Source organism: Pedobacter terrestris (genome assembly GCF_052343045.1).
Taxonomy (GTDB): Bacteria; Bacteroidota; Bacteroidia; order Sphingobacteriales; family Sphingobacteriaceae; genus Pedobacter.
This window is the reverse complement of sequence record NZ_CP180264.1, coordinates 1,082,227-1,102,591: the sequence shown is the minus strand read 5'-3', so window position 1 is coordinate 1,102,591 and position 20,365 is coordinate 1,082,227. Positions and strand designations below refer to the sequence as shown.

Sequence of the window (20,365 nt, the reverse complement as noted above, 5' to 3'; positions counted from 1 at the left end):
GTTTCTATTTAGTTTTTGTTTTTATATTTTAGTGAGATATGTAACTCGATACCGAATTCCCCCACAAGATGTATTCCTCACGATTAAAAACCGCATTATCCAGTCTCGTTTACGGTTTTTCGTAAGGCGAATTCAGAATTACTGGAATCATATTGGCAAATTGGAAAACTTATTGTTGAAGATGAACAAGATGGAAAGCTTCGGGCAGATTACGGTAAAGAAACCTTAAAAAAAATTATCTGAACAGCTCACGCTTGAATTTGGAAAAGGTTTTGATTACACGAACCTTACCAATATTAGAAAATTTTACTTGGCGTTCCCAATTCTTGACGCATTGCGTCAAGAATTGAGTTGGACACATTATAGATTGCTTTCCAGATTAGATACAGAAGAAAAACGTCTTTTTTATATGAACCAGCGATATCTTCCAGTTGGAACAGTCGCGAGTTACAAAGGCAAATTAATACCATGTCATTTGAAAGGACTTTGGTCAATAATGGCAACGAAGATTCAAAAAACATACAAGATTACATAAAGTACCCATTTATCTCTGTGTTTTGGGACAAATCATAAAAACACTGAAAAAAAGTATTAGAATCTGCGATTATAAATCATATCCAAAATTTTTTACTGGAATTGGGGAAAGGTTTTGCTTTCGTTGCGCGCCAGCAACATATTATAACAGATACCGCTGATTTTTTACATCGATCTTGTCTTTTATAATTATATTTTAAAATGTTTTGTAATTATGAATCTGAAAACAACAAGTTTAAACCATCAGGATATTGGCCAGATTGATATGTATGTTAGGATATATGATGACATGAAACGTGCATCGGATGGCAATCCACCAAGGCTTGCTATTGTGCTCAGAAAAAGACGAAAAAATCGTCAAATATTCGGTATTGAATGATAAAAATCATTTATTTGCGAGCAAATATCTTGTGCATTTACCAAAAGAAGAAAAACTAAAAGCAATTATTGATCGGGATCGGCAGCGTTTTGAATTGGATCAACAGTAACGGATTAACCTTTCCATTAACTTCTAAAATATGAAAATTACCCATACAGAAATATACCGTTTCAGCATCCCCATGGAGCCATTTGTAATTGCCACCGGAACCATGCATTTTGCACAAAACGTATTGATTAGGATTTTTACCGATCAAGGTATTCACGGTGTAGGCGAATGTTCTGCTTTTCCGATGATTGTGGGCGAAACACAAGAAACCTGTATTGCAATGGCTAAAGACTTTGCTGCGATTTTAAAAGGCAAAAACCCGCTCGAAATTCCAGAACGCATGAACGATCTATTGGGTTATGCCGATCACAACAGCACCATTAAAAGTGCATTTGATATGACTTTATTTGATATTGCTGCCAAAGAAGCCAACCTGCCCTTGTATAAATTTCTGGGAGGACACAAACGTTCCATTGAAACCGATATGACCATTGGCATTGATACGCCTGAAGGTATGGCGGCAAGTGCATTGAAATATAAAAATCTGGGTTGCAGAATCCTAAAAATTAAACTTGGGAAAAAAGTTCAGGACGATATTGAGCGCGTAAAACAGATCAGAACAGCCGTGGGTGAAGAATTGACAGTACGTTTAGATGCAAACCAGGGCTGGACTTTTGATGATGCGCTTTTTGCTTTGGGAGAACTGGAGAAATACAATATCGAATTTTGCGAACAACCCATGCGCACCTGGTTTGATGATAAACTACCAGAATTGAATATCAATTCGCCGATTAAACTTATGGCAGATGAAAGCTGCTATAATCACCACGATGCCCGAAAACTAATAAACAGCCAATCTACCACTTACCTGAACATTAAATTTTCTAAATCGGGGGGAATTTTAGAAGCTCAGAAAATCCATGAAGAAGCTTTACAAAAAGGCGTAAAATGTATGATTGGAAGTATGCTGGAAAGCCGTTTGGCCCTTACCGCAAACCTGCATTTTGCACTGGCCAGCCCCAATGTAGAGTTTTTCGATTTAGACACTGCTCTTTTGGGGCATTTAGTTGATCCTGTAGTTGGTGGATTAACCTATAACGGATATTTTCTGGATGTACCCGACGAAATTGGAATTGGTGCAGAAGCTGACGAATTTTTCTTAGAAAAATGTGAGCATTGGTTGGTTTAGGGAATTGGTGCTATTGTTCATTTGTTCACTAGTGCATTAGTTTAAGCGTCATAAACTGGGCTGACTATTTATTTAAATGCAAGCACGCATTTTCATAACAATTGTTTTGTGCAATTAGCAATTCTCTGCATGCAAACCAATTCCCTGATGAACCAATGAACCAAAAAACTACTGAACCTTCATCTTCACCAGATCTGTACTATCGCCACTGAAGGCATTAAAATCTACTACATGACCAATGCCGTTAATCTTCGCCTTATCAGAGTGTTGCCAGAATTTCCAGCGACTATCGTTCATTCGTAGTTTCGGTTGGTAATAATGTGCAATCCATAAAGGGAACTCATTGAAATCATCCGACAGGTAATCTTCATAAAATTTCAATCCGGTATAAATGATGGGCCTAACTTTGGTTTTCGTTTCCACGTAGTACAGAAAATCAGAGAGTTCTGCGCGCATTTTCGCAGGTGAAACACCATCAAGCGTTTCAATGTCTACTACCGGAGGCAAATCTCCACGTTCAATATGCACAACCTGTAAAAAAAACTTTGCCTGCGCTTTCCCATCTTTTTTAGGTCGAAAAAAATGGTATGCGCCACACAATATTCCAACTTTAGGTGCTTCGCGCCAATTGCGCTGAAAATATGGATCTACCGATAAAAGTCCTTCTGTAGCTTTAATAAAAGCAAAACGCACGCGCACTTCATCTTCTTCCATATCGCGCACTTTCTGCCAGTTTATTTTACCTTGATAATAGGAAACGTCAATGCCATGCACGGTATATTTTTTGGGAATTTTAATATTGAAACTTTCATACGTCCTGTAATTCGGATCTTGACCTATATCTTTTATCCAACGCCATGTACCAACAAAACCTTTTAAAATATACCCGTAATACAAAGGCGAAAGTAAAACCAACAAAAGGCCTGCAATTGCAATTTTTACAGGTGTTGATAATCCTTTTTTACTTGCAGAAGCCGCCGGTTTACGCACAGAGGGCTTTTTTGCAGCGGGTTTGCGTTGAACGGTTTTTCTGGTAGATGAGGTTTTCTTTTCTGGCGGCATTCTGCTGCAAATTTGAGAAAAAAAACTGGTTTGGCCTTTTCGTCTTTAAAAATTAAACACATGAAATTTTGTTGATTACTTATCCGAAAGTTACTCGCAGATTGCTAATTTTGACGCATTCAAGCCTCCCATGTTTAAAACCATCCTTTACACCTATAAATCATCTTTTAGCGGCCTTAGTCGCGAAACCTGGTTACTCAGCATCGTAATGATGTTTAACAGATGTGGCAGTATGGCCGTTCCATTCATGGGTTTGTATGTAACGCAAAGCCTGCACCGTTCAGAAATGGATGCCGGTTTAATTATTACATTATTCGGGATTGGTTCTATACTTGGTTCTGCAACAGGCGGCAAACTAACAGATATTATCGGTTTCAGACCGGTTCAGATTTTTTCTTCCATAATCGGTGGTTTGTTGTTCATGCTCTTTTCTACTATCGGTCATTTTTCTACACTTTGCGTTTTGGCGGTGGTAATCAGCTTTTTTTCTGAAGCTTTCAGGCCGGCAAATTTTACTGCTGTAGCATCTTATGCATTAGCCGGAACCACTACGCGGTCTTATTCCTTAAATAGATTGGCCACCAATATTGGTTGGTCTGTAGGTATTAGTCTTGCTGGTTTGGTTGCATCCATCAACTATAAATTATTGTTTATTGTAGAAGGCAGCGTTAGCATTTTAGTAGGTGTATCTATTTTGTTTTTTCTGCCAAAGGCGAAAGACTTTATCAAACAAGCTAAAGAAAACCGAACCCGACAAAATGTTATTAAGCCGTGGCAAGATCTCTTTTACGTAAAATTCATTCTTTTAACCACAGTTTTTATAACCTCTGCATTTCTGATGTTCAGAGTTGTGCCGGTTTTTTTCAAAGAACAATGGCATATTAATGAGCTTGAAATTGGTGTTATTATGGGAATTAATGGTGCAGTAATTGCACTTTTTGAAATGGTTTTGATTAACAAAATAGAAAAGAAACGCTCACCAATGTTTTTCATCATTGTGGGGGCAGCTTTTTTTGCCTTGTCTTATCTTATATTAAGTATTCCGATGTTTTTTCATGTTGGGATGGCGGTACTCACGGTAGTGGTTTTTACCGTTGGAGAAATGTTTGTACTGCCTTTCATCAACACTGTTGTAATTAATAGAAGCAACACATTTAACCGCGGGCTTTACGCCGCAGGTTATACATTAAGCTGGTCTTTTGCACAAGTTGTTGGTCCGCTTGCAGGTTTTGCAGTTGCTAGGCAATTTGGCTACAATTGGCTTTGGGCGGGTTTGGCAGCGATTCTATTTCTCTGTGCGTATGGCTTTTTCATTCTTGGCAAAAGTTATGTGGAAAATGCTATAGAAATAGAAAAAGAGGCAATTGCATAAATCAAATCCATAATCCGGAGAAGATATAGAACTTTAAAACCAAATCTTTGGATTTCAAAGTACTACGCCAATCGGAAAAAACTTGAATAACAAATTGCCTCTTTGGGTAAAATTTATCTTGCTTTTTGTGGCTTTACACCTTCATTGGTAATCTTTACCGGAAGGATATTGCCTTTTTCATCAAAATACATTTCATCAATACAGGTTTCCCGGTGATTTCCGTCGGTTTCTGTTAGCGGACGACGGTGGTATACAATATAATATTTACCTTTTTTCTGATTAATGAAAAGCGAATGGTGGCCGGCACCTCTGGCAATACTAGCATCTTGTTCTAAAATTTTGCCTACACGTTTAAATGGCCCGAAAGGCGAATCGCTAACAGCATAAGCCACACAATAATCAGGGCCTGTCCAACCGCCTTCACTCCACATAAAGTAGTATTTTCCATCGCGCATAAACATATACGGTCCTTCTACATAATGCTCAGGGGTAATTTCTTTAAAAGTTGTGCCATCTTCAAATGGAATAAATCCAGTAAAATCATTATTCAGTTTCGCGATGTTACAATGCCCCCAGCCGCCATAAATTAAATAATATTGGCCGTCTTTGTCTTTAAATACAAACTGGTCAATCGGTTGCGCACCATTGTAAAATTTATCTACCAATGGTTTCCCCAAATGATCCTTAAAAGGGCCTTCGGGTTTATCGGCTACAGCAACCCCAATACCACCAACTTCATTATCACTTTGAATATCATTTGCGCCGAAAAACAAGTAATATTTTTTATCTTTTTCTACAATTGCGGGCGCCCACAAAGCTTTATTCGCCCATTTTACATTTGCAGTATCCAACACATGGCTGTGCTTTTTCCAATTGGTTAAATCTTTTGATGAAAAAGCATCCATAAAAACCTGCTCTTTATATTTAGCAGAATACGTTGGATAAACCCAATATTGCTTGTTAAAAACCGCCGCTTCCGGATCGGCATACCAACCTGGAAATATTGGATTTCCTGATTGTTTAATCGTTTTAGTGCTTTGCCCGAAAGAAACTAAACCCGATAGAAGTAAAAGAGAGGTGATTGCATGTTTCATGGGCACAATTTAACAAAAATATATGCGTATCAAAATTGCGGTCTTTATTTAATATGTAGAAAATCAGTTGCAATGCCAGTCGGTAACAGCTGCCCCGCCCCCGTTTCAAATCCGCGCCCAATGAAAAATTGGGCTTACGGGTTTTCCACTTCGATCGGGTTTATTTGGGCAGGGCAAATCCCTCCGATGAAAGCAGAACCGCCATTCTTAAGCCCGACAGAGCGGAGTAGCCTACAGTGTAGCGCAGCGAAACACGGACTATGAGCGATGGCGTGAATACAGGTAATAGAAGTCGAATCCATTCATTTTCACAAAAAAAATCCCTGCTAAAACATTCATTTCAGCAGGGATTTTTATAATCTTTGCGGCACTTATTTATTCAGTTCTGCAAAATACTTATGAAATAATGGAAGTGTTTCAATTCCTTTATAATAATTGTACACATCGTATTTTTCATTTGGCGAGTGCAAAGCATCGCTATCTAAACCGAAGCCAAAAAGCACCGATTTAATGCCCAATACATCTTCAAACAATGCTACAATTGGGATACTGCCGCCGCCACGTGTTGGAATGGCTTGTTTGCCAAAACTATCTTCAATGGCTCTTTCTGCTGCTTTGTAAGCAATACTATCTGTTGGTGTAACTACCGGCTCGCCACCGTGGTGAGGTGTAACTTTTACTTTTACATTTTTTGGCGCAATGCTTTCAAAATGCTTTGTAAAAATTTCCGAAATCTCTTCAGAACTTTGGTGCGGAACCAAACGCATAGATATTTTTGCATTGGCTTTGCTTGGCAATACGGTTTTGGCACCTTCTCCAATGTAACCACTCCAGATTCCGTTTACTTCCAGCGTTGGACGTGTACCTGTGCGCTCTAAAGTAGAATATCCTTTCTCGCCCCAAACCTCATCAATGTTTAAGTCTTTTTTATATTCCTCTTCATCATAAGGTGCAGAGTTTAGCGCTTTTTTCTCTTCATCACTGAGTTCTACAACTTTATCATAAAAAGCCGGAATGGTAATGTGGTTATTCTCATCGTGCAAAGAAGCAATCATTTTGCAAAGAATAGTTGCCGGATTGGCTACTGCGCCACCATAAACACCAGAGTGCAAATCACGGTTTGGACCAGTTACTTCAACTTCCATGTACGCTAAACCACGCAAACCTGTTTCGATTGATGGATTTTCCATGCTAATCATAGAGGTATCAGAAATCAGCACAACATCTGCTTTTAAACGGTCGGCATTTTCATTAACAAAAATACCAAGATTTGCAGACCCCACTTCTTCTTCACCTTCTATCATGAACTTTACGTTACAAGCTAAAGTATTGGTTTCCATCATCAATTCAAATGCCTTTACATGCATGTAAAACTGGCCTTTATCATCACAAGCGCCGCGGGCGTATATTTTACCATCGCGCAGGGTTGGTTCAAAAGGTGGAGTATGCCAAAGTTCTAATGGATCTGCCGGCTGCACATCGTAATGTCCATATATTAATACTGTAGGCAACGCTGCATCAATAATTTTTTCTCCGTAAACAATTGGATAACCCGCTGTAGGGCAAATTTCTACATTCTCTGCACCCGCTTCTTTTAGTTTCTGGGCCACATAATCTGCAGTTTTCAGCACATCATCTTTATATTTCGGATCGGCGCTTACCGAAGGGAAACGCAACAATTCAAACAACTCATCTAAAAAACGTTGCTTGTGTGTTTCCACATAATTTTTAATCTCTTGCATAACAAAATGAATTTGGGCAAATATAGGCTTTACCAAATAAAGCGCCTAGAAATTGTACGGAATCTGTTTTTAGATGCACTAAAGTTAAACCGGTGTAACTTTTTTAAGGTGTAGAAATACTTAAATACTCCTACTAAGAATGTAACGTCGTGTTTTAAAAAAAATCTTTTATCAGAATCCAATATCAATCAATTTTTAGCGCTAAAAATTCTTAAAAAAAAGCATTCAAAAGCATTAGAACTTTATTTTTTTGTAAATTGCGCTGAATTATAATTATACTTAAAAATCAATACGGGCAAGTCGACAATGAAAATAAGTTCAATAGTATATCTGTTATTGCTGTTGTCCGTTTTTTCATATTCTGAAACTTTTGCACAAAATGCAGTGAGCTGTCCGGAAGCTGCGAAATTCTACTCTAAAGACAGTATTAACATTGTAACTTTTGGTGCAAGTACAGTTGAAGGTGTTGGAGGGGTAAATTTTCAAAGCTTTTTGAAGGATGATTTTACCAACTGCTATACCGGCAAAATTGTAGATATTACAAACCACGGAATTGGTGGCCAGACAACAAAACAAGGTCTATTAAGAATTGATGCTGCAATTGCCGGCAGAACGGGCTTTATTGTGATTAATATGGGCATTAACGATGCCAATGCGCTCGCATTGAACCGGGTTGGCTCACTTGCAGAAACAGAAGCCAATATGCGCTTGCTTATTACAACCAGCCTGAAACAAAAGCTTATTCCAATTATCTGCACCTTGCAGAATGTAGATGACAGAACGGACCGCAGATTGGTTGCAGTAAATTCTACGATAAGAAGTATCAATGCAATTTACAGAAGATTGGCCACGGAGTACAAGCTGTATCTTGCAGATATCAATTCGATTATGCGCCGAGATTTTTCTTTATATCAAGACAGTTACCATCCCAATGCACGTGGTTACAGACTGATCAGTTACATTATTTTCGATACCATTAACAAAGCCATATTCGATAACTTTTTGATGTTTGTCGTATCGCAAAACTATCCAAACCCCGCCTCTACCGTAACTTATTTAGATATTGTAATGCCTGCTGCAGATAAAATCAACATCCAGATTTTTGATATGATGGGTCGTTTGGTCAAAACTGTGGTAAATGAATACCTCAATACCGGAAAACATACTTTAGAGATCAATACGCAATCGTATCCGCCAGGCGTTTATTTTTTCCGCGTAAGTTCTGACTCTGGTTTATATTCTTCAGCGAAAAAATTTATTGTGTCCCGTTAAGGTTATTCAGCCGCAGCTCTGGCGCGAATTTCGGTGCAAATACTAGTCGATATTTTTACATCTGCGTTTCGCTTTTCCAAACATTTTGACGCTTATTTCTCCACAAACGCCTCAAAAAATTGAGGGAATTCTTATTTTTGAACTTTAAAAAACAGGAGCCAATTTGGATTATTTAGAAGGATTAAACCCACAACAAAGAGCAGCAGTAGAGAATACTAAAGGACCGGTAATGATTGTTGCTGGTGCCGGATCGGGCAAAACCCGGGTAATCACCTATCGTGTAGCACACCTGATGCAAACAGGTGTAGATCCCTTCAATATTTTGGTGTTGACCTTTACCAATAAAGCCGCCAAAGAAATGCGCGAGCGTATTATGAAGGTGGTTGGCCCCGAAGCCAAAAACATTTGGATGGGTACTTTTCACTCTGTGTTTGCCAAAATTTTACGTGTTGAGGCCGAAAAAATTGGTTATCCAAGCAACTTTACCATTTACGATACAGACGACAGCAAAAGCGTAATCCGCAGTATTTTGAAAGAAATGCAGCTGGATGATAAATTATATGCGCCAAACTTTGTCTACAATAGAATATCATCGGCAAAAAACAACTTGATTTCGGTTTCAGAATACTTGAAAAATGACCAGATACAAGCAGAAGATATTCAAAATAAACGCCCGATGCTCGGCCAGATTTATGAAACGTATTCTAAACGATGTTTCAGAGCTGGCGCCATGGATTTTGACGATTTACTATTCAAAACCAATGTCCTGCTGAAAAACCATCCGGATGTATTGAATAAATATCAGCAAAAATTCAAATATCAGATGGTTGATGAGTACCAGGATACTAACTTTTCGCAGTATACAATTGTCAAAAAATTAGCTGCAGCTTATCAGAATATTTGTGTTGTAGGTGATGATGCACAAAGTATTTATGCTTTTCGAGGCGCAAATATTCAGAACATCCTGAACTTTGAACGGGATTATCCAGATCTGAAAGTCTACAAACTGGAGCAAAACTATCGCTCTACTCAGAATATCGTTGAGGTTGCAAATAGTATTATTGCCAACAACAAAAATCAGCTGGAAAAAAATGTCTTTTCAGACAATGAACCCGGTGACAGAATCAAAGTTTCGCGCGCTTTTACTGACAATGAAGAAGGTAAATTGGTTGCAGAATCTATTGCTGCAGAGCGCAGCTTAAAAGGTTACAATTACAATGATTTCGCCATTCTTTACCGTACAAATGCACAAAGCAGGGCAATGGAAGAATCTTTGCGCAAGCTTAATGTTCCTTATAAAATCTACGGCGGACTGTCTTTTTACCAACGTAAAGAGATTAAAGATTTGATTGCCTACTTCCGCCTCACATTTAATCCGAATGATGAAGAAGCAGTAAAACGTGTAATCAACTATCCGAAACGCGGAATTGGTGATACTTCAATCGATAAAATCATTGTAGCGGCAGATCAGCATGATAAAACCATGTGGGATGTTATATCTAACGCTTCTAGGTATGTAGACGGGCGTTTGGCCAATCAATTGAATGATTTTGCCATGATGATTCAGGGTTTTGCTGCCGAAGCTAAAAAACTTGATGCTTATGAAACGGCTTTATTCATTTCGCAGCACTCTGGCATTTTAAAAGAATTGTATAATGACGACAGCGTTGAAGGACGTGCGCGTTATGAAAATATTCAGGAACTTTTAAACGGTATTAAAGAGTTCGCTGAGCGCGAAGATATTGAAGAACGCGGTTTAGATGTCTTTATGCAAGATGTGGCTTTGCTCACAAATGACGATAAAGACGGCGACAAAAACAAAGACACGGTTTCGTTGATGACGATTCACTCGGCAAAAGGTTTGGAATTTAAAAATGTTTATGTTGTTGGTCTGGAAGAAAACCTTTTCCCTTCTCAGCTTTCTGTAAACTCCAGAACAGAATTGGAAGAAGAACGCCGTTTGTTTTATGTAGCAATTACCCGCGCAGAGAAAAAACTGACGCTTACTTACGCTACATCGAGATACAGATGGGGAACACTTACCAATTGCGAACCGAGCCGTTTTATTAATGAAATTAGTGCCAAATATCTTGAACTGGACGTTAAACCAGCGAAAAGTGGATTCTTGGAAGGAAGTTTTGATGATGAACGCAAAACCTGGACTTCGCAACCACGCGATTTTTTCAGCAAACCGAAACCTGCTAGTACATCTTCTGCTCCGCCAGTAAGACCAAAAACTACATCAATACTTCCAAAAGCACACATACCAACACCCGGTTTTGCACCTTCGCAACCACAGGAATTTCAGAACGGAATGGATGTAGAGCATGAAAAGTTTGGTTTCGGGAAAATTATCAGTTTAGAAGGCAACCTGCCAGATGTTAAAGCAACAGTATTTTTTCAGGGCTTGGGCAATAAACAGCTCTTACTGAAATTCGCAAAGCTGATGATTGTGAAACATTAATTATTATTTATCCTCATTTCGCGGAGGAACGATGGGTTTCCGACTGATCGTCATTGCGAGGAGGAACGACGAAGCAATCTTTCCAATTAAATTAAGAAAACGGGAAAGATTGCGTCACGCCACCACGCCTCCCTACCGCTCCGTTCGCAACGACGGGTTTTCAAGAATCGTCCTTTCGAACGCCTTTTTCAGTTGGAGAAAACTACTAAAAAAATAGCTTACGCGCTGCTCCAATACAAAAAAATCAAACTTCCTGAACCTAAAACTGCGCCAGTTTTGCTTTTTGATTTTTACAAATCCGACACATAAAAAAGACTTCAAATTCGTCGGTTAAAACCATCGAATAAAAAATATCAATATTGAAAACCTTAATTTTTATCCTTATAATTGGGGTCGGTTTCTCCGATTACAAACCATGCAACTTACCCGACTGGAAATCAAAGGCTTCAAGAGCTTTGGCGACAAAGTAACCATCAATTTTAATGAGGGTGTTACGGCTATTGTTGGTCCTAATGGTTGTGGAAAATCGAATGTAATTGATGCCATGCGCTGGGTTTTGGGCGAGCAAAGTACTAAAGCCCTGCGTTCTGAAAAAATGGAAAACATCATTTTTAATGGTACAAAAAACCGAAAGCAGGCGCAACTTGCAGAAGTTTCTTTAAGCTTTGACAATACCAAAAACATTCTTCCAACGGCATATTCTCAGGTTACGGTTACCCGAAAACTTTATAGAAATGGCGATAGCGAATATCGATTAAATGATGTGCAATGCCGTTTAAAAGACATTACCGATTTGTTTCTGGATACCGGAATCGGCTCTGACAGTTATTCGATCATCGAATTGAAGATGGTTGATGAAATTATCAATAACAAAGAACACAGCAGACGTTCTTTATTTGAAGAAGCTTCGGGAATTTCAAAATACAAACTCCGCAAAAAACAGACTTTTAATAAATTAAAAGATACTGAAGGCGATTTAGAACGTGTAGAGGATTTGCTTTTTGAGATTGAAAAAAACTTAAAAACCCTTGAAAATCAAGCCAAAAAGGCCGAACGTTATTATAAATTAAAAGAACAATACCGCGAACTAAGTGTACAATTGGCTACACATAGAATTGCTTTTTTTAGAACAGACTTAAATGCGCTGGATGCGCAGGAACAAAATCAGCAGGTTTCCAGAACAGAACTAAACGCAAAAATTGACCAGCAAGAGGCTGAACTGCAAAAGCTGAAACTGGGAAGTATTAACCAGGAAAAAAACCTTTCTGTACAGCAAAAAGCAACCAATGAACTGGTTTCAAAAATCCGCGCTTATGAAAGCGAAAAGAAAGTAAAAAATGAGCAAATGCGTTTTTTACAGGAGAAAGAAAATCGCTTGTCGGGCGAGCTTGAAAAAGATAAAAACCAAGCCAATCACATTAAATACAATATTAAACGTTTAAACGAGGAAGTTTTAACAGAAACAGAAGTCTTTAACCGGTTGGAATCTGATTTAAAACAGCTAAAATCGGCATTGGATGTGCTTCGCGAGCAACAACAGGCCGAAAAAAACCGTACCGACAACCTTTTAAGGTCTGTAAATGAAATGCAAAGTCAGGTTTATCAGTCGCAAAAAGAGATTGATATTTTCAATATTCAAAAAGATGCATTGGTACAGGAAAGCAACAGAAATGTTGACGATACCGAGACCAAAACACTTGAACTGAAATCTTTTGACCATGCATTGGCCGAACTCGATATTCAGATTCGCGAAAAACAATCTACTGTAAAACAACTTACAGAAGAGGAGGAAAATCTTAAGGAAAAACGAGTGGTTTCTGAAACCAATTTATCCGCCACTAAAGAGAAATTAATGGCCGAAAACCGGAAAAAAGATGCCAAACAAAATGAATATAACCTTACAAAATCACTTGTAGATAGTTTGGAAGGTTTCCCGGAATCGATCCGTTTTCTAAAGAAAAACAATGCATTTGCGAAAAGTGCTTTATTGCTTTCTGATATCTTATTCTGTAACGAAGATTTCCGAATTGCGATAGAAAACTACCTGGAACCGGTGATGAACCACTATGTAGTTGAAAAATATGCAGATGCTGTGCAGGCCGTTAACTTATTGACTGATGCAAGTCGTGGCCGCGCAAATTTTTTTATTCTGGAAAACATCCCACAAAATACGCCCACTATTGTTGCGCAAGAAGGTTTAATTTCTGCCTTGTCCGTAATTGAGGTAGATAAAAAATATCAGCACTTATGTAATTTGCTGCTTCAAAAAGTTTTTATTGCAGATCAGGATCAAGAGCATATTTTTAAAGCGCCAATTGAAGGCAATTTAACCGTTTTAGCTAAAAACGGTAAATATGCGCAGGGCAAATTTACACTTGCCGGAGGTTCTGTTGGCCTTTTTGAAGGAAAAAGAATTGGTCGCGCCAAGAACCTGGAAAATCTCGCGAAAGAAATTAAAAAGGCTGATGCATTGATTGCGGAGTATAATCTGGCTATTAATGCCGAAACAGAAGCCATTTTATCCTTTAAAGAAGCTTCTAAAATCAGTCAAATCAATACTTTTCAGCAGGAGTTGAATCGCCTAAATAACGAACATATTTCTGTGCAAACACGTAGAGATCAATATCAGGAATTTATTACAACGAGCGAAAACAGAAAAAGCGATATCGCACAAAAAATTGTATCGATTGAAAAAAATCTTTCAGAAAAGCTTCCGGCATTGGTTGAATTGCAGAAAAAACAACAACAAGCACATGTTGACCTGCAAGAACAACAATTCAATTACCAGGAAATTGCCGATCAGGTTACCGAATTTGCCGGAAAATATAATCAGGACAATATTCGTTTTCACCAGCAGCAAAATAAAATGTCGAGTTTAGAAAAAGACCTCGATTATCGCTTTGTGCAGGAAGAAGCGTTGAACAAACGTATTGTCCAAAATGAGAAGGAATTGCAGGAAACTCTGGCACAAATTACCGCAACTTTACAACACACAGATCTGAGCGACGATACACTTCTGGATATGTACCAACAAAGAGAAGAAATGGAAAAGGGTTTGGCAGAAGCCGAACAAGACTATTTTTCTGTAAAAGGTAATATCAATGAAGTGGAAACGAACCTGAGTACTATCCGGAAAAACCGGGAGGAAACCGATTTTCTGCTTACAGAAATAAAAGACAAAAAAAATGCATTAAAAATTGATCTTAATGCATTAAAAGAACGTTTGGCGGTTGAATTTAACATCGATATAAACGATCTTTTAGAAACTGAAACCGAAATTGAAGTGCTGGAAAGTGAATTTGATTTGCGCCAGAAAGTAGAAAAAATGAAACGCCAGATGGATGAATTTGGCGCCATCAATTCTATGGCTATGGAAGCTTACAAAGAAATGGAAGAGCGTTACGTTTTTATCCAAAACCAGAAAAAAGATCTTCAGGCAGCTAAAACCGACCTTTTACAAACCATTAAAGAAATAGACGATACCGCTAAAGACAAATTTATGCAGGCTTTTACGCAAGCCAGAGCGCATTTTATTGTGGTATTCCGCTCTTTATTTAATGAAGAAGACAGTTGTGATTTGATTCTTTCTGATACGACAAACCCGCTTGAAGCAGATATTGATATTGTAGCCAGACCAAAAGGAAAAAGGCCGTTATCCATAAACCAATTATCGGGAGGCGAAAAAACGCTAACAGCCACAGCCCTTCTATTCTCACTTTACCTCTTAAAACCTGCGCCATTCTGTATTTTTGATGAGGTTGACGCGCCTTTGGACGATACCAATATTGATAAATTCAATAATATCATCCGTAAATTTTCAGACCAATCGCAGTTTATTATTGTATCACATAATAAAAGAACCATTGCCAGTACAGACATTATTTATGGCGTAACCATGGTAGAACAAGGTGTTTCGCGCGTGGTTGCTGTAGACTTGCGCGAGGTAGCTGCTTAAAACGCGTAAAGCACAAACTTGAAGCACATTGTACCTTTCCACTAAAAACAATAACTTTAAACTTAAATATCGCCAACCATGAAAATCCTTTATATAATGCCCTTAGCACTTATGCTAAGCTGTTGTTCTTCTGTTAAAGAGCAAAAAACATCTTCAGGAAAACCAGACACCCAACTGCTTAAAGATGTAGAGATTTTATCTTCTGATGCGTATGAAGGCCGGAAAACAGGAACAAAAGGTGCAGAAATGGCCCGTGCCTATATTATTGAGCGCTTCCAGAAACTGGGATTAAAATCTTATCCTCAACACGTGAATTATGCTCAAGAATTTACATTCAATTCCAGAGCCGGTGCAAAAGTGAATGGTACAAATGTAATTGGCTATATTCCAGGAAAAAGCAATAACGTGATTGTAGTTTCTGCGCATTATGATCATTTGGGAATTGTTAAAAACAAGATTTTTAACGGTGCAGATGATAACGCCTCCGGAACTGCCGGATTGCTTAAAATCGCTGCTTATTTTGCGAAGAACAAACCAAATAACACCATTATTTTCGCCTCTTTTGATGCCGAAGAAATGGGACTTCAGGGAGCAAAAGCTTTTGTTGCAAATCCGCCTGTGGCCGTAAACACCATTGCAATTGACCTGAATATGGATATGATTAGCCATAGCGATAAAAACGAACTTTACATCTGCGGAACCTTTAAATATCCGGATTTAAAAAAGTATATAGACACCACAAAAACCAATATAAAAGTTCGCCTTGGACATGATGATCCCAAACTTGGCCACGATGACTGGACAAATCAAAGCGATCAAGGTGCATTTAATGCTAAAAATATTCCGTTTTTATATTTCGGCGTAGAAGACCATAAAGATTACCACAAAGAAACTGACGAATATGCAACAATTACCAAACAGTTTTTTAGCGATGCCGCCGAAACTGTTTTAGAGGTTGTAAAAAATATTGACCATCAATCTGGGTTACAATCGCTGTTGAAAGATAAAATGCTGATGCGCGATGCACCAACCCGTACAAAAGAAAAATTTTAACCTAAAAAAAAGGGCTTAAGTACGTACTCGAGCCCTTTTTTAATTTACTTTAAAAATTACTGCGGTACGTAAACCACAAACTTCGTATCGAAAAATTCCTCGTCAAAATAATTTGAAAGTGGATACAATTCGGCTTTAAGTTTAGATTCTTTAATTTCTTCAGATAAATTGCCCCCTTTCAAATATAAAATCCCGTTGCGCAATGCATTGATAGATTCTTTTTTGAATTTACCCTGTATCCAGGGATAAAATTCGCCTAGGCGCGTTACCGCACGGGAAATCACGAAGTTAAATTTTTCTTTAATCTGCTCGGCACGCAAATGATCCGCACGCAGATTATCCAAACCCAATGCAGAAGCTACTTCTTTAACAACTTTTATTTTTTTACCGATAGAATCTACCAAATAGAACTGTGTTTCAGGAAACAATATTGCTAATGGAATACCTGGAAAACCGCCTCCAGTGCCAACATCCAAAACAGATTCTCCACTTTTGAACTGGCAGATTTTCGCTATGCCCAGAGAATGCAACACATGCCGCTCATACAACTCTTCAATATCCTTTCGGGAAATTACGTTGATTTGCGCATTCCAATAACTATACAAGTCAAAAAGCTGCGAAAACTGTTCGATTTGTTTTTCCGTTAAATCTGGAAAGTATTTTAAAATAATATCAGGTTTAATGTCTGCCATAATTGTTGTCGTTATTTCCACTTCACTTTTTTCTTTCCAAACTGCGCCAATACTCCATTTAACAGCAGGAAAACAAACAAAAGTATATCTAAAATTGGGAACCACCAACGCAGTTCTCTGTAATTTAATCGGCTTAATAGTTTAGGATATACAAAACTTCTGATGAGCAGGCTCAGGAATAAAATTCCACCGGCTACATATCGTGCTTCATTGCTTAAAAACATACATCCGGCGAAGGCTACATAAAATAAAAACTGAAATGCAACCTGCACACTTAAAATAAACCGGTGTTTCGCCTTGTAAAATTTACCCGCACCAAAATGACGGCGTTTTTGTCTTAAATAACCCGCCCAACTGCCATTGGGTTCGCTCCATACATGGCTATCGCGATGAATACGGATTTCTGTATTTGACGCAGTTGCATGCGCATTTACAAACAAATCATCATCGCCAGAAGGAATATGCATGTGTGCAGCAAATCCTTTATTCTTAAAAAATAACGATTTTTTGTAGGCCATGTTTCGGCCAACGCCCATATAAGGCATCCCTTTAATGGCGTAAGAGAGGTAGTTAACTGCGGTAAAAAAAGTTTCAAACCGAATTAAAACATTCAATAAACTTTTTCTTTTAAAATATGGCGAGTAACCCAAAACAATCTCTGTAGAGCCATCTTCCGGCTGTTGCATATCCATCAACCAGTTTTCGGTAGCAGGCATACAATCGGCATCGGTAAACACCAACCAGTCGTATTTGGCAGCCTTAATACCCATTGTAACGGCAAATTTTTTGCCGGCAATAAATTTATCGTTATCCGGAACGGTTACAATTTTAAGTCGGTTGTTTTGTTTGGCCAATTCTTCTAAAAACTGCGCTGAACCATCCCATGAACGATCATTTACCACAATAACTTCAAATTCTGTGTATTTCTGATTTAAAATACAGTTTAAATATTGTTGAAGATTTACAATTTCGTTACGTGCACAAACAATAACACTAACGGGTTTTCGTTCCGTTAATGGCATGTCTTCAATAGGTGCTTTAGCCAGTTTTAAATGTACAAACAGCACGAAATACAGTTGAACAATAAGGCAAAAGGCAAAAAACGAGAGTAAAGAAATCTCCAGTAGGGTTAAGATCACAATGGTATAATAAATAGCCGCAAATTTCTGATTTTTAATCAATAATCACGTTTTATGTTGATAAAAATTTAAACAAAAATATACCCTCATTTTTTGCTATTTTTGGCAGATTTTTGACTAATAAAAAACACCATATGAAATTTAATTTGCAGGCTAATGACCCGCTTTCAAAAGCACGGGCGGGAACAATAACTACTGCACACGGCGAAATTCAGACGCCAATTTTCATGCCTGTTGGTACGGCCGGAACAGTTAAAGCCGTACACCAAAGAGAATTGAAACAAGATATTGATGCTCAGATTATCTTGGGCAATACTTACCATTTATACCTCAGACCAGGATTAGATACACTTGAAAAGGCGGGCGGATTACACAAATTTATTGGATGGGACAGGCCAATCCTGACCGATAGCGGAGGTTATCAGGTTTATTCTTTAAGCAAAGTACGTAAGATTAAAGAAGAAGGTGTGACCTTCAATTCTCATATTGATGGTTCAAAACACTTGTTTACGCCAGAATATGCAATGGATATCCAACGCACCATTGGCGCCGATATTATTATGGCTTTTGATGAATGCACGCCCTATCCATGCGACTATACTTATGCTGCAGAATCCGTAAAGATGACGCACCGCTGGTTAAAACGCTGCTGCACACATTTTGATAATACTACGCCAAAATATGGCTTCGATCAAACTTTATTTCCAATTGTACAGGGTTCGGTTTATAAAGATTTGCGGATAAAATCTGCCGAATTTATTGCCAGCATGGGCCGCGATGGAAATGCCATTGGTGGATTATCTGTAGGCGAGCCTGCAGAAGAAATGTACGCCATGACTGAAGTTGTTTGCGACATTTTACCTTCCGATAAACCTCGTTATTTGATGGGCGTTGGAACGCCAGTAAATATTTTGGAGAATATTGCACTTGGTGTGGATATGTTTGATTGCGTAATGCCAACCAGAAACGCCAGAAACGGAATGCTGTTTACACGACACGGCATCATCAATATCCGGAATAAAAAATGGGAAAATGACTTCACTCCCTTAGATGCGGAAAGCGATTTACATGTAGATCAGGTAACTACGCGTGCCTATTTACGCCATTTAGTGCACAGTAAGGAAATGTTGGGCGCACAAATTGCAACCTTGCATAATCTACACTTCTATTTATGGCTGGTAAAACAGGCGAGAGAAAAAATTCTGAGTGGAGAATTTTATGAATGGAAAAACAAAATGGTTAAAATACTAGGCACAAAGCTCTAATATGAACATTATAAAGGGAAGAGTTAAAATCATCGATCGATATATTATCGGAAAGTATCTGGGTACATTTATTTATACGCTTGGCATTTTCGTGATTATTATTGTCGTTTTCGATTTATCTGAAAAGATGGATGATTTTATGAAAAGCGGATTGAGTTTTTGGGGCATTTTAAGCAAGTATTACGCTGGCTCCATCCCTTTTTATGTAAACATGCTCTCCCCTTTAATCAATTTTATTGCGGTTATTTTCTTCACCGCAAAAATGGCCGATCAAACAGAGATTGTTCCCATTTTGAGTGGTGGAGTAAGTTTTAACCGCTTCCTTTTCCCTTACTTTATTTCGGCATCCATAATATTTTCTGCCAATCTGGTGTCAAACTTGTATGTGTTGCCTCATACAAATACCTTAAAAAACAGTTTCGAAAATACGTACGTAAAACGAAATGACCCGTCTACAAAGACGAACATCCACATGAAACTGGATGAGCATACTTACATTTACATCGAAAGTTTCGATAACAAAACCAACTACGGTTACCGCTTTTCTCTGGATAATTTTAACGGAGATCAGTTGACGAAAAAGATTATTGCAGACAACATCAAGTGGGATTCGCTAAAGCGGAAATGGCAGTTAAACAACTATTCTATCCGGAAGATTGACGGATTAAAAGAAACCATGATTTATGGAAACGGCAAATTAAAAGATACCATCTTAGATATGCGCCCCGATGATTTTTCTGCTTACGACAACGTGGTTCAAAACCTGACCACGCATGAGCTTTCTGAGAAAATTAAAAAAGAAAAAACCCGCGGAACAGGTATCATGAACGATTTACTGATTGAGCAATATAAACGCTATGTAAATCCGCTCTCGGCTTTTGTACTTACATTGATAGGTGTTGCCTTATCGTCAAGAAAAGTGCGCGGAGGCGTAGGCGTTTCGCTTGGTATCGGAATCTTCATCAGCTTCACTTACATCGTCTTCAACCAGTTCACTCAGATGTTCTCTACCAAAGGCGGATTAACGCCTTTTATTGCAGTGATGATGCCAACTGTGTTCTTTACTTTACTTGGCTTATATTTGCTTAAAAAAGCACCGAAATAA

The 20,365-nt window shown here is 38.3% G+C and carries 17 protein-coding genes and 1 pseudogene; 13 read left to right on the top strand and 5 right to left on the bottom strand.

Translation table 11 applies throughout. The features are described from left to right. Positions 1 to 141: 141 nt before the first annotated feature. The 6 genes and pseudogenes from ACJVDH_RS04775 to ACJVDH_RS04750 all read left to right on the top strand — a co-directional run bounded on the left by ACJVDH_RS04775 (position 142) and on the right by ACJVDH_RS04750 (position 2,150). Complete coding sequence (locus ACJVDH_RS04775; RefSeq protein WP_443947601.1) at positions 142 to 243, top strand: hypothetical protein; 102 nt, start codon at positions 142 to 144, stop codon at positions 241 to 243. 52 nt (positions 244 to 295) lie between these two features. Further along, a complete protein-coding gene (locus tag ACJVDH_RS04770; protein WP_443947600.1) occupies positions 296 to 535 on the top strand; it encodes a DUF1016 N-terminal domain-containing protein in 240 nt (79 codons plus the stop codon). Between the two features lie 62 nt (positions 536 to 597). Next, positions 598 to 723 (top strand): annotated as a pseudogene (locus tag ACJVDH_RS04765) (PDDEXK nuclease domain-containing protein); the annotation flags it as partial. A gap of 25 nt (positions 724 to 748) precedes the next feature. After that, positions 749 to 913 (top strand): hypothetical protein, encoded by a 165-nt coding sequence (locus ACJVDH_RS04760; RefSeq protein WP_443946431.1) that lies wholly within the window; start codon positions 749 to 751, stop codon positions 911 to 913. Next, complete coding sequence (locus ACJVDH_RS04755) at positions 840 to 1,022, top strand: hypothetical protein (protein WP_443947651.1); 183 nt, start codon at positions 840 to 842, stop codon at positions 1,020 to 1,022. Before ACJVDH_RS04760 ends, ACJVDH_RS04755 begins: the two co-directional genes overlap by 74 nt. A gap of 30 nt (positions 1,023 to 1,052) precedes the next feature. Next, the gene (locus tag ACJVDH_RS04750) at positions 1,053 to 2,150 is read left to right on the top strand and encodes a mandelate racemase/muconate lactonizing enzyme family protein (protein WP_443946430.1); all 1,098 of its coding nucleotides are present in this window, start codon (positions 1,053 to 1,055) and stop codon (positions 2,148 to 2,150) included. Positions 2,151 to 2,318: 168 nt separating this feature from the next. Here ACJVDH_RS04750 and ACJVDH_RS04745 read toward each other — a convergent pair whose 3' ends face one another. Next, on the bottom strand, positions 2,319 to 3,212 hold the full coding sequence (locus ACJVDH_RS04745; protein WP_443946429.1) for a GH25 family lysozyme: 894 nt from the start codon (positions 3,210 to 3,212) through the stop codon (positions 2,319 to 2,321). A gap of 130 nt (positions 3,213 to 3,342) precedes the next feature. On the opposite strand from ACJVDH_RS04745, the gene ACJVDH_RS04740 reads away from it, so the two are divergent. Next, on the top strand, positions 3,343 to 4,584 hold the full coding sequence (locus tag ACJVDH_RS04740; RefSeq protein WP_443946428.1) for an MFS transporter: 1,242 nt from the start codon (positions 3,343 to 3,345) through the stop codon (positions 4,582 to 4,584). Positions 4,585 to 4,697: 113 nt separating this feature from the next. Here the strand turns inward: ACJVDH_RS04740 and ACJVDH_RS04735 are convergent, their stop codons facing one another. Together ACJVDH_RS04735 and ACJVDH_RS04730 are read right to left on the bottom strand one after the other, a co-directional pair. Beyond that, positions 4,698 to 5,678: a glycoside hydrolase family 43 protein gene (locus ACJVDH_RS04735; protein WP_443946427.1), complete on the bottom strand. Its 981-nt coding sequence runs from the start codon at positions 5,676 to 5,678 to the stop codon at positions 4,698 to 4,700. 371 nt (positions 5,679 to 6,049) lie between these two features. Beyond that, positions 6,050 to 7,420 carry a dipeptidase gene (locus ACJVDH_RS04730; RefSeq protein WP_443946426.1) on the bottom strand — a complete coding sequence of 457 codons (1,371 nt, stop codon included), beginning with the start codon at positions 7,418 to 7,420 and terminating at the stop codon, positions 6,050 to 6,052. A gap of 306 nt (positions 7,421 to 7,726) precedes the next feature. On the opposite strand from ACJVDH_RS04730, the gene ACJVDH_RS04725 reads away from it, so the two are divergent. The 4 genes from ACJVDH_RS04725 (at position 7,727) to ACJVDH_RS04710 (ending at position 16,164) form a co-directional block, all read left to right on the top strand. Next, positions 7,727 to 8,692, top strand: a complete 966-nt coding sequence (locus ACJVDH_RS04725) for a GDSL-type esterase/lipase family protein (protein ID WP_443946425.1) — start codon at positions 7,727 to 7,729, stop codon at positions 8,690 to 8,692. A gap of 163 nt (positions 8,693 to 8,855) precedes the next feature. Beyond that, entirely contained in the window at positions 8,856 to 11,156 is a 2,301-nt protein-coding gene (locus tag ACJVDH_RS04720) for an ATP-dependent helicase (RefSeq protein ID WP_443946424.1), read from the top strand. A 415-nt stretch (positions 11,157 to 11,571) separates the two neighbouring features. Then, positions 11,572 to 15,111: a chromosome segregation protein SMC gene (gene smc / locus ACJVDH_RS04715; protein ID WP_443946423.1), complete on the top strand. Its 3,540-nt coding sequence runs from the start codon at positions 11,572 to 11,574 to the stop codon at positions 15,109 to 15,111. 78 nt (positions 15,112 to 15,189) lie between these two features. After that, complete coding sequence (locus tag ACJVDH_RS04710) at positions 15,190 to 16,164, top strand: M28 family peptidase (protein WP_443946422.1); 975 nt, start codon at positions 15,190 to 15,192, stop codon at positions 16,162 to 16,164. Positions 16,165 to 16,220: 56 nt separating this feature from the next. Here the strand turns inward: ACJVDH_RS04710 and rsmG are convergent, their stop codons facing one another. Both rsmG and ACJVDH_RS04700 read right to left on the bottom strand, forming a co-directional pair. Next, positions 16,221 to 16,856 (bottom strand): 16S rRNA (guanine(527)-N(7))-methyltransferase RsmG, encoded by a 636-nt coding sequence (rsmG, locus tag ACJVDH_RS04705; protein WP_443946421.1) that lies wholly within the window; start codon positions 16,854 to 16,856, stop codon positions 16,221 to 16,223. A gap of 11 nt (positions 16,857 to 16,867) precedes the next feature. Then, positions 16,868 to 18,037 carry a glycosyltransferase gene (locus ACJVDH_RS04700; RefSeq protein ID WP_443946420.1) on the bottom strand — a complete coding sequence of 390 codons (1,170 nt, stop codon included), beginning with the start codon at positions 18,035 to 18,037 and terminating at the stop codon, positions 16,868 to 16,870. A gap of 92 nt (positions 18,038 to 18,129) precedes the next feature. On the opposite strand from ACJVDH_RS04700, the gene tgt reads away from it, so the two are divergent. Both tgt and ACJVDH_RS04690 read left to right on the top strand, forming a co-directional pair. Beyond that, a complete protein-coding gene (gene tgt / locus ACJVDH_RS04695) occupies positions 18,130 to 19,260 on the top strand; it encodes a tRNA guanosine(34) transglycosylase Tgt (protein WP_443946419.1) in 1,131 nt (376 codons plus the stop codon). A gap of 1 nt (position 19,261) precedes the next feature. Continuing rightward, a complete protein-coding gene (locus ACJVDH_RS04690; protein WP_443946418.1) occupies positions 19,262 to 20,365 on the top strand; it encodes an LptF/LptG family permease in 1,104 nt (367 codons plus the stop codon).